Here is a 14,029-nt window from a genome sequence, read left to right as displayed (position 1 = left end):
TCTTTCCGGGTTCAGGTTCAGGAATCGAGCACGGCCACCAGATCGCACTGGATGAGCGACCCGCCGTCGAGCTGCGCGGCCATCGCCTGGCGCGCGGGGCGGCTCGCGGCATCCGGGAACAGAGCGAGCCACTCCCGGTTGAGGGCTGCTCGGTCGCGGTAGTCGGCGAGCCAGAAGGTGAGCTTCACGATGTCGTCGGGGGAGCCACCCGCCGCCGACATCAAGGCGCGCACGTGGTGGAACACGTTGACGCATTGCTCGTCGAGCGTCTCGGGCAACTCACGGGTCGACGGATCGCGGCCGGTCAGCACGCCGGAGAAGAGGAACGGGCTGATGCGCGACGCCGCCGGGATCGGGTTGGCGTGCCCGAAGCCGGGCAGCTCGATGCTCTCGCGGGGAGGCACCGCTCAGCCCTCCGCGACGACGCGGTTCTCGATCGCGCCGAGCCCCTCGATCTCGGCTCGCACCACATCGCCGACCTTCAAGAAGTTGCCCGTCGGCGCTCCGATGCCGGCCGGGGTGCCGGTGGCGAGGATGTCGCCCGGCATGAGCGTCATCACCTGCGTGAGGTAGGCGATCTGCTCGTAGATGTCGTAGATCATGTCGTCGGTGACCCAGTTCTGCCGCTCCTCGCCGTTCACGCTGAGGCGCATGCGCAGGGCGAGCGGATCGGCGATCTCGTCATCCGTCGTCAGCCACGGCCCGATCGGCCCGTGTGTGTCGAACGACTTGCCGAGCGTGAACGTGGGGGAGCGCTTCTGCAGCCAGTCGCGCACCGAGACGTCGTTCGCCACGAGGTAGCCGGCGATCACCGAGCGCGCATCCTCCACCGCGACGTGCTTGCACCTCCGGGCGATCACCACGGCGAGCTCCACCTCGTAGTCGAGGGCGTCGGAGATGTCGGGCTTCACGATCTCGCTGCTCGGTGCGCCGATGCAAGAGACCTGCTTGTTGAACCAGAGCTGGCTGGTGGGGGTGGGGATGCCGGCGGCCCGCGCCTCCTCCGCGTGCTCCTTGTAGTTCATGCCGATGCCGAGATACTTCTGCGGGTCGTCGATCGGTGCCTCGAGCACCACGTCGCTGAGCGGGAGCACCGCTCCGTCGGAGGCGAGGATGGCGTCGCGGAGCGAGTCGAGTTCGGGCAGGATGGCGCGGAGCGAGGTGCCGACGCCCGCGACATCCGAGATGTCGGTGATCTGGTCGCCGTCGACCCGGCCGAGCCGGATCGGGCCGTCGGCGGTGCGGTAGCGGGCGAGCTTCATGCTTTCTGCCCCTCTGCGGGCTCGGGGGTTCTCTGCTCGGAGGGCAGGGCGCCCCAGGCCTGCTCCGCGATGGGGGTCATCTGAAAGCTCACGAACCGCCAATCGGCTCCGTTTCGTCGGAGCACCTGCGTGACGACCCCGTCCACCGTGCGCTCGCCGCCCTCGGCGGTGCGGAGCCGGTTGAGCATCGGCCCCGTCACGACGGCCACGTCTCCGAAGACCCGAACGGTCAGCTCGCCCCGGGTGATGTCGAGATACGCCCGGCGCACGGCCACGTGCTCGAGCAGCTGAATCTTGTTCTGTACGAGTCCGGGGGCGTGGATGTGCACGAGGCTGTCGTCGTAGAGCTCGTCGAGAGCCGCCACGTCGCCGTCGATCAGGGCCCGGATGCGACGCGCCTCCGTCTCGAGCACCGCCGCGACATCCGCGTCGCTCATCGGGTTCCCGCCTCGCTCTCCGCGAGATCCCAGGTGCGGAAGCCGGTGGCCTCGCCGGCGTCGCGGCCCGGCCGCTCCTGGCCCACGAGCTTGTGGTACTTGCTGAAGATCTCGTCGGCCTCGGCCAGCGGCAGCACGTCTTCGATGTCGCCGATGCGCTCGCCGCCGGTGCGCTCCTCGACCATGCGGCGTATGACCTCGTAACCCTCGCCGCGGTGCGCCATCACGATGCCGTTGACGGCCTTGAGCCGCTGGTCCTGGAACGCCTGCAGTGCCTCGTCCACGTCGTCGATGGTGGCGAGCTTCTCGGCCAGGGCGCCGCCGTCGACGATCGCCTGGCACGCACCGTTCCCGCCGCGCGGGTACATGGCGTGGGCGGCGTCGCCGATCATCACGACCCGGCCGTCGATCCAGCTGTCGAGCGGGTCGTGCCGGATGAGCGGGAAGAGGTAGACCTCCCGTGCGTCGCGCAGCATCTGCTGCAAGTCGAGGAACTCGATGTGGGTGTCGTCGTAGTAGTGGATGATCTCGTCGACGCTGCCGAGCTGGTTCCAGTCCTCGACGGACTGGTCGCGGGTCGCCTCGACCACCCAGTTCACCAGGGTGAGACCCGAGCCCTCAAAGTCGTCGGCGATCGGGTACACGATCATGCTGGAGATCTGCGGCGCCCCGATGTGCAGGATGGTGCCGCCGGTCTTGAACGGCTTCATGAGGGTGGTTCCCCGCCACATGGTGATGCCCGAGTAGACGGGCTCCGAGCTCTCGGGGTGCATCTGGCGACGGGTGGTGGAGTTGATGCCGTCGGCGGCGATCACGAGGTCGGCGCGGGCCGTGCTCGAGCTGCCGTCGCGGTTCTGCAGGTCGAGGGTCACGCCGTCGGCATCCTGCGTGTACCCCAGAAAGCGCTGCCCCTTGATGACGGCGTCGTCGCCGAGTCGCTCGAGAACGGTGCGGTAGAGCAGCATCTGCAGGTAGCCGCGGTGCACGAAGCGCTGCTCGTAGAGGTAGCCCATGTGCACGCCGCAGAGCTCGGCGTAGATCTCCTGGCCGTACTTGTTGAAGAAGATCGACTCCTGGGCGTCGACGGAGATCGCCCGGAACTCCTCGAGCAGGCCGAGCTCGTCGAGCTCCTTCGAGCCGTAGACCTTCACGTCGATGCCGACGCCGAGTGGCTTGAGCTCTTCGACCGACTCGTAGATCTTCGGGCGGAATCCCCTCTGGTGCAGCCGCAGGGCGGCGGCGAGGCCAGCCGGCCCTGCTCCGATGATGGCGACGTCGATGTCGGTGTCAGGCATGGTTCTTCTCCTTGATTTCGGGAAACAGTTCGCCGAGGAGGCGGGTGGTCGACTCCCAGGCGCGCGCGGCGCTCCGGGGGTTGTAGGCCACGACGTGGGGCATGGGCGAGTGGCTGGATGAGGGGTTCGTGAAGGCGTGCTTCGTGTCGCTGTAGAGGTCGGTCTCCCAGTCGAGGCCCGCCCCGGTCATCGCGGTCTCGAGTGCGGCACGTTGCTCGCGGGTGGCCATTGGGTCGTCGGCGCCCGTGCACACGAGCACGCGCGCATCGGTCCGCGCACCGCTCCAGTCGGGTGCCAGCAGGTCGAGTCCGCCGTGGATGCTGACGACGCCCCGTGTGCGCCCGCCGGTGCGCAGGTATTCGAGCGCCGACGATCCGCCGAAGCAGTACCCGATGGTGACGAGAGCGGATGCGTCGACCTCCGGTTGCGCGGCCGCGGCCTCGTGCGCGGCTGCGATCCTGCTTATCCAGCGTGCGCGGTCACCGACCATGCCGCCGATCAGGGGGCCGATCTCGGACTCCGCCTGGGGCGTGAGACGGTCGCCCCAGACATCGGCGGCGAAGACCGTGAAGCCCAGGGCCGCGTAGCGCTCGGCCGTCTCGAGCGTGTGGCCGTTCAGACCGAATGCATCGTGCACCAGCACGATCGTCGGGGAGCCGCTCACCCCAGGGGTGGAGAAAAGGAGTCCGCGCATACGGGTGCCGTCATGGGCGTACTGCACGTCGCGGGGCATGGGGTGATCGTATGGAAAATCACACACGATCACAAGCTGAATCCCGAAATTCGGTAAGTCCGTGTAGGAAGCTCGAAATGAGTCTGATCGTCCGATACTGGCCTTGACCATTAGTTTTGCAGGCCGCAAATGTTGCCTACAAAACTTCTTTTGGTGATCGAAGTTGCTTCCACATAGGATTTCGTACACGATAATATTTTGCGCTACGTACCAAGAAGCGGGAGTTTAACACCATGACGAAGACGAGCCGCACTGATACAGGAGCCGATCCTTGCACCGGCGGCGTAGGCATGTGTGCCGAGCCTCGGACGCGGTTAGGCACGTCGTTTGGCTGGCGCCTCGACCTGCCCATCTGACTATGGCCGACGACACCGAGATCGACGACTACTTCTCCACCGCCCGGGTCACCGGTCAGGCCGGGCCCGTCGAGCTGCCGCAGGAGAGTTACCTCGGCTATCTCTACGACCATGACGACCCGGTGCTCGCCGGTGGCCGAGGCATGGACTACGAGGAGTTCACGGCGGACAAGCAGTCCGCCCCGTTCCTCCGTGACCTGCTCGACTACTGGGACGGCCTGTACCGCGAGCCCTTCGTCGGAGTCACGAGCGACGGGGTGGTGCGAGACGGGCTGTACAGCCTGCCGGCCGCGCCGCTCTCGCCCGAGGGTGCGGTGCTCGAGGCCGCCCGACGGCTCCTCGCCGAACTCGACCCCGAGGAGGGAGACCAGATCGGCTACCCCGTCGATGCGCCGGAGTGGCGCGCCTGGAGCAATCCGGAGTTCGTGGTCTACCGGGTGGGTCTCCGACTTGAGAACCTCGAGCCGCAGAAGGTGGATGCGGTGTTCGAGCTTCTGCGCGCATCCCTCAGCCCCGAGGGCTTCGAGCGAGTGCGGGAGGCCATGGCCCTCAACGGCTTTCTCGGCGACCTCGTCGATCTGCCCGCCATCCTGAACGAGCGGAGCTACTGGTTCTCCATCTTCGGCACGCCCTCCGAGGGGAGTGCGTGGGGGTGGCAGCTCTTCGGGCACCACGTGGCCGTGCATTTCATCACGGTGGCGGGGCGGCACGTCGTCGCGCCCGTGTTCCTCGGTGCGGAGCCCGCGCTGTCGGAGGGGGTGCGCCCGCCGCTGTTCGAGGGGCGTGAGAGACTCGCGATCGAGCTGGCCGAGTCGTTCGACGACGGTCAGCGGGCTCACGCGGTCGTCTACGGGTCGGTACTCGATGAGGCGATGCCCGAGGGGCGGCTGCATCCGGCCGACGAACGGCACGTGGTGGGGGCGTTCCGCGACAACCGCGTGGTGCCCTATGAGGGCATCCGTGTGACCGAGCTCTCCGCGCACCAGCAGGGGTTGCTCCGGCGGATCGTCGACGACTTCCTACTGCTGCTCGTCGAACCACAGCGGGCGGCGACGCTCGGCGACTACGACGCGCACCTCGACGAGACCTGGTTCGCCTGGTACGGCGCCACCGACGGCTCGCAGCCGTTCTACCTGCGCATTCAGAGCCCGGTGATCATCGCCGAGCTCGACCACCACGCCGGGGTCTGGCTGAGCAACCGGCTGCCGGCCCGTTTCCACGTGCACACCACGCTGCGCCTGCCGAATGGCAACGACTACGGGCGCGCCTATCTGGCCCAGGCTGCAGCCGCGACCGGTGCTCAGTCGAAGGAGCGGGTCTCTGCCGGCGAACCGGACGCGGACAGCTCCGCGTCGTAGCTGGTCACCGCTTCAAGGGTGTTGATGTCGTGCCGGCGCGACGCCGTCTCGATCATCTCGGCGCCGGCGCCACCCTCGATGAGATCCAGGATGGCGTCGTGCTCGGCGAGCGAGGCGAGTGCGCGGCCCGGTGCGTACCAGAAGGCCGAGCGGCGCACCAGCTCGAGTCGGGCCCACTCGGTGTTCACCATGTCGTTGAGCCGCTCGTCGTCGCAGCGCGAGCAGAGCAGGCCGTGGAACTCGCGGTTGAGCGCGCCGAAGCGGCGGGGGTCGAAGTTGGCGAGCGCGTCACCCATCTCGCGGTTGAGCGACCGGGCCGCGGCGATGTCGTCGGGTGTGAGGTTCTCCGCCGACAGTGCGGTGGCGAGGGCGTTCAGGCGGGCGAGCAGGCGCATGGTGCGCTGCCAGGAACCGGTGTCGAAGCTCTTCACCACGGCGCCGGCGTTCTGCACGAAGTCGACCCAGCCCTCGGCTTCGAGACGGCGGAGCGATTCGCGCCAGGGCACCGAGCTGATGTTGTACTCGCGGCCCAGTTGGTCGATCACGAGCCGGTTGCCGGGTCCGTAGGTGCCGTCCATTATGCGCTGCTTCAGGATCTGATAGGCCTGGTCGGCTTTGCTGACGGCCACGATCTGCCCCTTTCGACGAGCTGCGACGATGCGACTTCGATCCTATACGTTATCGCACAGGATTCGGCGGCGGCGCGGAAAGTCGATCGATCAGACGCGCGACGACGACGTTCTGCCCGGCGTCAGCGCGGGCGAGCAGAAGAGCCCGGAGCGGATCCGGCGCTGGTTGGAGCCGGCGAACCACCAGGTCGAATCGCGCGAGGCTCGCGCTATCCGGATCGGGGAGGATCGCCCGCGCGATGCCGGCTTCGATTAGCGGGATGCAGCTCTGGATGGTCTCGACGGTGCGGATCGATGAGGGCACGACACCGTGCGCGCGGAAGGCCTTCTCGATCGCCTCTGGCAGGCTCGGCACTGCGGCCGTGCGGCGGGGGAGCAACACCACCTCGCCGTCGAAGGCGCGTAGCGGCAGCGGGTCGGGCGCGTCGGAGTGCTCGGGAGGGAGCGCCGCGACCAGCGGGATGTCGCCCCAGTCCATGATCTGCAATGAGCCGCGGTGCCGGTCGGCGAAACGCTCGGCGTCAGAGACCATGACGGCGGCGAGGTCGGCGGTGCGCTGCTCGAGCATGTCGATCGCCGCCCAGGGCGGGGGATCGACGAGGCGGATCTCCACCTCGGGCGCCTCTGCGGCATATGCCCGCAGCACGACGGGCATCCGGTGCCAGGTCAGGGCGGGCACGGCCGCCATCGTGAGTGAACCGGCCGTGCCCGCGCCGAAACGGCCGAGGGCCGACACGATGTCGTCGACCTCGCCCAGCACCCGGGATGACGCATCGAGCAGATAGCGCCCTGCGCTCGTCGGCTCCACCCCGCGGGGGGTGCGAACGAGCAGGGTCACGCCGAGTTCGGCCTCGAGTTTCGCGATCGCCACGCTCAGGGGGGGCTGCGAGATGTGCAGGCGGGCGGCCGCTGCCGTGAGGGAGCCGGCTTCGACGACGGCGGTGAAGTAGCGCAGGTGTCGGAGCTCCATAGAGTTGACTCTAGTTCTGCGAGCCAGGTATAGCTTCAGGCTATGGAATGGAAGCAAATCGGTAGTTCTGCTCGCGACTTGCGGCTGGCAACCTGACAGGGCAGTCCCGAACAGTCTGGAGCCGCCGATGCTGCCGATCACCAACTACGACCCGCCCTTCGCGCTGACCCGCGCGAGTCACGTCTCGCTCGCCGTGACCGATCTGGAGGCGAGCCGCGACTTCTACCGCGATGTGGTCGGGCTCGTCGTCACGGAGCAGACGGATGACGCGGTCTACCTCCGAGGGCTGGAGGAGTCGGCTCACCACAGTCTCGTGCTCGAGCGCGCCGACGAGGCCAAGGCGCTTCGAGTCGGCCTGCGTGTGCGCGCCGACGCCGACATCGTGGCCGCGGAGAAGTACTTCGCCTCAATCGGCATCGACCACCAGCGCGTCGAGAAACCCCATCAGGGCCCGACCCTCCAGTTCACCGACCCGGTCGGCACGCACCTGGAGCTCACCTCGTCGATGGACCTCGTCGAACGCAGGATGCAGAACTTCGACCAGTTCGTCTCGGGCGCCCCGCAGCGCATCGACCACTTCCAGGTGGTGACCTACGACGTGCAGTCCGCCACCGGTTTCTGGACCGGGCTCGGGATGCGCATGTCGGAGTACACGGCGGAAGACGGCACCGACGAGCTCTGGGGAACCTGGATGGAGGTGAAGGGCAACACCCACGACCTTGTGTTCACCAACGGCCACGGTCCGCGCCTGCACCACTTCGCCTACACGGTGCCGGATGCCTCAGCGCTCTTGCACGCGGCGGATGTCGCGGGGGCACTCGGTTTCGGTGAGGAGATCGACCGGGGTCCCGGCCGGCACGGCATCAGCAACGCGCTGTTCCTCTATCTGCGCGACCCCGACCAGCACCGCGTCGAGCTGTTCACCACCCACTACCAGTTCATCGACCTGGAGGAGGTGCCGATCCGGTGGGACGTGAGCAACCCGCGGCGGGCGCAGCTCTGGGGCATGCCGGCCTCGCGGCGCTGGTTCTTCGAGGCCAGCGAATTCCCCGGTGAGGTGTTGCGCGAGCCGCTGCTGCACGCGAACCCGGCGACGCTGGAGGAGTACCTCGGTGTCCACTGATCGCACATCCACGGGCCCCATCGAGGGCGGTGTCGTCGGCGGCCTGAGCGCCGAGCTGCGCGCCAAGCTCGAGGCCGTGCCCGTGGCGGGGCTGTCCGCCCAGCTGCGCAAGCGAGGCCTCAATCTCGTCACCATCGACGGGGTGCGGCCGCTACATCCGGAGCGGAAGCTCGTCGGCACCGCGAAGACGCTGCGGTTCGTGCCCGGGCGGGAAGACCTGTTCCAGAGCCACGGCGGCGGCTACAACGCGCAGAAGCGTGCCTTCGACGAGGTCGGTCCGGGCGAGGTGATCGTGATCGAGGCGCGGGGTGAGGCCGGGTCGGGCACGCTCGGCGATATCCTCGCTCTCCGTGCAGCGGCCCGCGGTGCCGCCGGGATCGTGACGGACGGTGGCATCCGCGACCGTGATGCGGTCGCCGCCGTCGGTCTCCCGCTCTATTCGAACGGCGCGCATCCGGCCGTGCTCGGGCGCAAGCACGTGCCGTGGGATCTCGACGTGACGATCGCCTGCGGGGGCACCACGGTGGAGCCCGGCGACATCCTGGTGGGCGACGCCGACGGGGTAATCGTGATTCCGCCGGCGCTCGCCGACGAGGTCGCGGATGCCGCGCTGGCGCAGGAGCACGAAGACGCCTGGGTCGCCGCCCGCATCGAGGAGGGGGCCGCGCTCGAGGGCCTCTTTCCGATGAACGCGGAATGGCGCTCCCACTTCGAGCGAGAGCGGGAGGAGTGACCGTGGGTGCTCTGCCTGCCGAGACCATCACTGCCATCGCTGACGAGCTCGCCGCCGCCGAGCGCGACCGCACGACCGTGCCGCTGCTCACAGCGCGGCACCCGGGCATGACCATCGACGACTCCTACGCGGTGCAGAATGAGTGGCGCCGACGCGGCGTCGCTGCTGGCCGCCGACTGGTGGGGCGCAAGATCGGCCTGACGTCGAAGGTGATGCAGGCGGCCACCGACATCACCGAGCCCGATTACGGGGCGATCTTCGCCGACGCCGTGTTCGAGAACGGCAGCCTGATCGAACACTCCCGGTTCTCGAACGTGCGTATCGAGGTGGAGTTGGCGTTCGTGCTGGGGTCCCCCCTTACGGGGCCGGATGTCACGGTCTTCGACGTGCTGCGGGCCACCGACTACGTGGTGCCGGCGCTCGAGATCCTGTCGTCGCGCATCGAGATGCCGGGCCGCACGATCGTGGACACGATCAGTGACAACGCGGCGTTCGGTGGGCTGGTCTACGGCGGCAACCCGGTCGCGGTCGATGCGGTCGACCTCCGCTGGGTGTCGGCCCTGCTCTACCGCAACGAGACGATCGAGGAGTCGGGCGTCGCGGCGGCGGTGCTCAATCATCCGGCTACCGGAGTGGCGTGGCTCGCGAACAAGCTCGCTCAGCACGGCGATCGGCTCGAAGCGGGGGAGATCGTGCTCGGCGGGTCGTTCACGCGGCCGATGTGGGTGGAAAAGGGCGATACCGTGCTCGCCGATTACCGCGAACTGGGGACGATCTCGTGTCGCTTCGTCTGAAACCGACGCTCCGGGATGCGCTCGCCGCGACATCCGCTCCGCTTGCTGGCATCTGGGTGTGCTCGGGCAGCTCGCTCGTGGCGGAGATCGTCGCCGGCTCGGGCATCGACTGGCTGCTGATCGATCAGGAGCACGGGCCGAACGACCTCGCGTCGACGCTCGCCCAGCTGCAGGCGGTGGCCGCCTACCCGGTGACGCCCGTGGTGCGAGTGCCCTCCGCCGATGCCGTCGTAATCAAGCAGGTGCTCGACCTCGGTGCCCAGAACCTCCTGGTACCGATGATCTCCTCGGCCGCCGAGGCCGAGGCGGTGGTGCGGGCCGTGCGCTACCCGCCCCGTGGCGTGCGGGGCGTCGGGTCGGCGCTGGCACGGTCGGCGCGGTGGAACCGGGTCGACGAGTACCTGCTCGAGGCCGACCGGCACGTGGCTCTGTTCGTGCAGATCGAGACCGCGGCCGGCGTCGCCGAGGCGGCGGCGATCGCCGCGGTCGACGGGGTCGACGGGGTGTTCGTTGGGCCGTCTGACCTTGCCGCGTCGATGGGACTGCTGGGGAACCAGACCCATCCAGACGTCGTGGACGCTGTGAAACGAACCTTCGAAGCAACAAGACGAATGGGCAAGCCCGTAGGTGTGAACGCATTCGATATCGCGGTGGCAGAGGCTTACCTCAACGCCGGGGCCACGTTCATTCTTGTAGGGGCCGATGTCGCGCTTCTGGCTAGAAGCACTGAAACGCTTGTGGGCCAATACGCAATCCACACCCCGAGTAATGAACGCGAATCGTACTAAGGATGCGTCAGGCCGCGCTACGTCGCTGAAGTCGGCGGAGGTCGAGGATGATGATCTCGACGGCGCTTCGCGTGTTCGTAAACTTCAGATTGAGCGCCCGATGGAGGCCGCAGCGCGTTAGCGACGCACTGATTCGATCCCGCCGGTGGTTCGCGCGACGTCAATCAAGGAGTCAACCAACGGAATCGATCAACCAGCTCCGTTGAGACCCGCTACACGAACCACCACACGAAAGCCGGAAAGTTTTTCGTTAGTGAGAGTGTCGTTTTCCCTGATGCGAGTTGCTAATTTCTCATTGCCGGACCTGACTCGAGGCCCGCAACAGTTCAGTGCATCACCGACGAGGCACGTGATGAGAGGCGTTCAATGATGAACCGAAGGAAAACTTTTCTGCGCACCAGTGGGGTGGCCGCCGTTGCTGCGGTGGCTCTACTGACCAGCGCCTGCAGCGGCGGGTCCGGCGGAGGCGCTAACGAATCCCGTCCAGACAATGAGCTGCACATCGCCGTCTACGGCGATGCGGCGGCCTCGGCCGAGCAGGCGGCCGCTGATCGTTTCAACGAGACATCCGACGTCAAGGTCGTCGTGGACAGCCTCCCCGGCGACGACACCTACCCGACCGCCGTGCGCACGTCGCTGGGGACAGCCAACGCTCCTGACATCTTCATGAGCTGGGGGGCCGCCGACATCCAGCAGCTCGTCGATGCCGGGGCGATTCTCCCTCTTGACGATTTCATCGCGCAGGTGCCCGAGCTGAAGAGCTCCTTTCTCCCGTCGGTGTTCGACGGCGAGGTGATCGACGGTGTGTCCTACGGCATCCCCATGCGCGGGGTCGCGCCGACGTTCTTGTTCTACAACAAGTCGGTGCTGGCCGACGCGGGCCTGGAGCCCGCAGCCAGCTGGGACGACCTGGTCTCCCAATCGGCCACGCTCGCCGACTCGGGGGTCATTCCCGTCGCCCTGGCCGGTGCTGACAAGTGGCCCACCCAGATGTGGTTCCAGTACGCGTTCGCCCGGCAGATCGGCAACGAGCAGGTCGCGAAGGGCTTGGCGGGCGATGCCGAGGTGTGGGCCAGCGACGGCAGCAAGAAGGCGCTCGACGACCTTTCCGGCCTCATCGGCGACGGGGCGTTCGGCGCGACCTTCGACTCGGTCGGGTACTCGAACCAGGGCACGACCGCCCTGCTCAGCCAAGGGAAGGCTGCCTACGAGCTGATGGGCACCTGGAACTACGCCACGCTCGCCGCCGCCGACCCCACCTTCGCGGCCGAAGATCTCGGATGGATCGCCTTCCCCAGCCTCGACGGCGGCGAGGGCAAGGCCGGCGAGATCGCCGGAAACCTGAGCAACTACTACAACGTGGCTGCCGACACGCGCTACCCCGAGGTGGCGCGCGACTTCCTGAAAGAGCTCTACAGCGACGACTTCGTGAAGGACGAACTCGCCCTGGGCAATCTTCCGCCGACCGTCAGTGCAGGCGACTTCATCGCCGCCGACACCACGATCGACGCTCAGAAGAAGGAGTACCTCACCTTCGTCTTCGATCTCGTGCAGAACGCTCCCTCCTTCCAGCTCTCGTGGGACCAGACCGTTCCGACGGCGAGCAAGACCGGCTTGCAGGATGCGGTGGCCGGTTATTTCAACGGATCGCTGGACTCCGCTGCGTGGATCACCCAGATGCAGGCGCTCACGGCGCCTGCGGGCCAGTAGTCGCGGAAGCATCCGTCTCCCGCATCCTCGAAAGGCATCAAGATGAGCCGAGTCGTGACTCGTGAACATGTTCAGACGCGCAGCGCGGCGTCTTTTGAGGAGCGCGGAGACATCAGGAGAACGGGCGGCCCGCGTCTGACGGGCCGCCCCGGCTTCTTATGGTCGGTCCCCGCCGTGTTGTACTTCAGCGTCTTCGCACTGCTGCCGCTGGTGTTCGCCGTCTATCTGTCGTTCACGAAGTACAACGGCATCCGAGTCGCGCCGCCGGTGTTCGTTGGCACCGCCAACTGGGAACGATTGTTCTCCGATCCGGGCATCGCTCAGAGCATCGGCGTTACTCTGGCGCTCGTCGTGCTGGCAGTGGTCACGCAGATCCCTCTCGGTGTGCTGACCGGCGTGTGGGCGGCAGGACGGCAGCGCTGGAGAGCAGTCGTCGTGGCTCTGTACTTCATTCCGCTGCTGATGTCGACGGCGGCGGTCAGCGTGCTCTGGGGTTCGCTGCTCGACCCGAACTTCGGACTGCCGGCCGCTCTTCCGTGGCTCTTCGGCGACGGAAACCTGCTGGGTCGGCAATGGTCGGCAATCGCGGTGATCGTCTTCATCTATCTCTGGGGTGCATCGCCGCTTTACACGCTCATCTTCCAGGGCGCGGCGCGAGGCATTCCGGCAGTGCTCTATCAGGCGGCACAGATCGACGGTGCCGGACGGGCTCGCCAGTTCTTCTCGATCACGCTTCCCCAGCTGCGCAACACGATCGTCACGACGACCATCCTGATCGTGGTGGGAACTTTCACAGCGTTCGACATCATCCTCATACTCACCCGGGGCGGTCCCAGCAACGGCACGGCCATCCTGCCGTTCTACATGTATCAACAAGCCTTCATTTCGTTCGACCTCGGTTACGGCAGCGTCATCGCCCTCGTGCTCGTCGTACTCTGCGCGATCGTGTCGCTCGTGATGGTGCGTCTCACCGGCTACGACAAGATGGACAGCTCGCAGGAGGGCATCTGATGGCGACCCGCACTCTCGCACGCCCGAACTGGATCGGCGGAAGCTTCGCCGTCGCGTGGCTGCTGATCATCCTGCTCCCCGTCTATCTGATGGTGCGCGCCGCTCTGGAGAGCCGCGCCGCGTACACGAGCGGGGGGCCGCTGGCCCCACCCACTGAGTTCACGCTGGAGAACTTCGGTTTGTCGTTCGAACTAGGGTTCGGGCACTACCTGCTCAATGCGGCGATCATAACGGTCGGCACGGTGGCCATCGTGCTTGTTCTGGTGCCGCCGCTGGCATATGCCATCGTGAGGAGCCGCAGTCGAGGGGTCAAGACGGTCTTCCGCCTTCTCCTCATCGGGCTGGCCATCCCCGCTCAGGTCGTCGTCATCCCGCTGTATTACCTGATCAACTCGATCGGCTTGTATGACTCGTTGCTCGGCGTGATCCTGCCCACCGCCGCCTTCGTCATACCACTGACAACCCTGATTCTCACCGGGAGCATGCGGGAGATCAACAACGAACTCTACGAGGCGATCTCGATGGACGGCGCCGGCCCCATCCGCACATTCTTCACGCTCGTGGTGCCACTGTCGCGGGGTGGCATCGCGACCATCATCGTGTACTCGGCTCTCAACGCCTGGAACGGATTCCTCCTGCCGCTCATCCTCACCCGCTCGCCCGAGGTGATGGTGGCGACGGTCGGCCTCAGCAGCTTCCGTCAGCAGTACAGCGTGAACATCCCGGGGCTGATGTCGGCGGTCATTCTGACAATCATCCCGATCTTCGTCGTGTACTTGTTTGCCAGGCGATCTCTCGTCGCCGGGTTGATGGGCGTGGGGGGGAAGTGA

The 14,029-nt window shown here is 66.9% G+C and carries 14 protein-coding genes and 1 pseudogene; 8 read left to right on the top strand and 7 right to left on the bottom strand.

Going from position 1 to position 14,029, the window contains the following annotated elements:
• Positions 1–17: 17 nt before the first annotated feature.
• The 5 genes from NVV95_RS01145 to NVV95_RS01125 are packed head-to-tail and all read right to left on the bottom strand — an operon-like array spanning position 18 to position 3,727.
• Positions 18–404 (bottom strand): RidA family protein, encoded by a 387-nt coding sequence (locus tag NVV95_RS01145; protein ID WP_259484700.1) that lies wholly within the window; start codon positions 402–404, stop codon positions 18–20.
• A gap of 3 nt (positions 405–407) precedes the next feature.
• On the bottom strand, positions 408–1,262 hold the full coding sequence (locus NVV95_RS01140) for a fumarylacetoacetate hydrolase family protein (protein ID WP_259484699.1): 855 nt from the start codon (positions 1,260–1,262) through the stop codon (positions 408–410).
• Entirely contained in the window at positions 1,259–1,699 is a 441-nt protein-coding gene (locus tag NVV95_RS01135) for a nuclear transport factor 2 family protein (RefSeq protein WP_259484698.1), read from the bottom strand. The genes NVV95_RS01140 and NVV95_RS01135 overlap by 4 nt, the downstream gene beginning before the upstream one ends.
• On the bottom strand, positions 1,696–2,994 hold the full coding sequence (locus NVV95_RS01130; protein WP_259484697.1) for an FAD-dependent monooxygenase: 1,299 nt from the start codon (positions 2,992–2,994) through the stop codon (positions 1,696–1,698). The genes NVV95_RS01135 and NVV95_RS01130 overlap by 4 nt, the downstream gene beginning before the upstream one ends.
• Entirely contained in the window at positions 2,987–3,727 is a 741-nt protein-coding gene (locus NVV95_RS01125; protein ID WP_259484696.1) for a dienelactone hydrolase family protein, read from the bottom strand. Before NVV95_RS01125 ends, NVV95_RS01130 begins: the two co-directional genes overlap by 8 nt.
• A gap of 358 nt (positions 3,728–4,085) precedes the next feature.
• On the opposite strand from NVV95_RS01125, the gene NVV95_RS01120 reads away from it, so the two are divergent.
• Positions 4,086–5,441 (top strand): DUF3500 domain-containing protein, encoded by a 1,356-nt coding sequence (locus NVV95_RS01120; RefSeq protein ID WP_259484695.1) that lies wholly within the window; start codon positions 4,086–4,088, stop codon positions 5,439–5,441.
• Here NVV95_RS01120 and NVV95_RS01115 read toward each other — a convergent pair.
• Together NVV95_RS01115 and NVV95_RS01110 are read right to left on the bottom strand one after the other, a co-directional pair.
• Complete coding sequence (locus NVV95_RS01115; RefSeq protein WP_259484694.1) at positions 5,384–6,070, bottom strand: GntR family transcriptional regulator; 687 nt, start codon at positions 6,068–6,070, stop codon at positions 5,384–5,386. The two genes, NVV95_RS01120 and NVV95_RS01115, sit on opposite strands and share 58 nt — an antisense overlap.
• 49 nt (positions 6,071–6,119) lie before the next feature.
• Positions 6,120–7,181: a LysR family transcriptional regulator gene (locus tag NVV95_RS01110; protein WP_259484693.1), complete on the bottom strand. Its 1,062-nt coding sequence runs from the start codon at positions 7,179–7,181 to the stop codon at positions 6,120–6,122.
• Here NVV95_RS01110 and hpaD point away from each other — a divergent pair.
• The 7 genes and pseudogenes from hpaD to NVV95_RS01075 all read left to right on the top strand — a co-directional run bounded on the left by hpaD (position 7,168) and on the right by NVV95_RS01075 (position 14,029).
• Positions 7,168–8,163 (top strand): 3,4-dihydroxyphenylacetate 2,3-dioxygenase, encoded by a 996-nt coding sequence (gene hpaD, locus NVV95_RS01105; protein ID WP_259484692.1) that lies wholly within the window; start codon positions 7,168–7,170, stop codon positions 8,161–8,163. The genes NVV95_RS01110 and hpaD overlap by 14 nt on opposite strands.
• A 43-nt stretch (positions 8,164–8,206) precedes the next feature.
• A pseudogene (locus tag NVV95_RS01100) lies at positions 8,207–8,896 on the top strand (RraA family protein); the annotation flags it as partial.
• Positions 8,860–9,690, top strand: coding sequence for a 2-oxo-hept-4-ene-1,7-dioate hydratase (gene hpaH, locus NVV95_RS01095; RefSeq protein WP_259484691.1), 831 nt, complete (start codon positions 8,860–8,862; stop codon positions 9,688–9,690). The pseudogene NVV95_RS01100 and the gene hpaH, both read left to right, overlap by 37 nt.
• Positions 9,675–10,478, top strand: coding sequence for an aldolase/citrate lyase family protein (locus NVV95_RS01090; RefSeq protein ID WP_259484690.1), 804 nt, complete (start codon positions 9,675–9,677; stop codon positions 10,476–10,478). Before hpaH ends, NVV95_RS01090 begins: the two co-directional genes overlap by 16 nt.
• 423 nt (positions 10,479–10,901) lie before the next feature.
• Positions 10,902–12,188, top strand: coding sequence for an ABC transporter substrate-binding protein (locus NVV95_RS01085; protein ID WP_259484689.1), 1,287 nt, complete (start codon positions 10,902–10,904; stop codon positions 12,186–12,188).
• A gap of 42 nt (positions 12,189–12,230) precedes the next feature.
• The gene (locus NVV95_RS01080; protein WP_259484688.1) at positions 12,231–13,199 is read left to right on the top strand and encodes a carbohydrate ABC transporter permease; all 969 of its coding nucleotides are present in this window, start codon (positions 12,231–12,233) and stop codon (positions 13,197–13,199) included.
• Complete coding sequence (locus tag NVV95_RS01075; RefSeq protein ID WP_259484687.1) at positions 13,199–14,029, top strand: carbohydrate ABC transporter permease; 831 nt, start codon at positions 13,199–13,201, stop codon at positions 14,027–14,029. Before NVV95_RS01080 ends, NVV95_RS01075 begins: the two co-directional genes overlap by 1 nt.

The sequence above is a fragment of the Herbiconiux gentiana genome (assembly GCF_024978135.1).
Lineage (GTDB): Bacteria > Actinomycetota > Actinomycetes > Actinomycetales > Microbacteriaceae > Herbiconiux > Herbiconiux gentiana.
The sequence above is the reverse complement of the archived record's forward strand: the minus strand, read 5'-3'. Positions and strand labels throughout refer to the sequence as shown.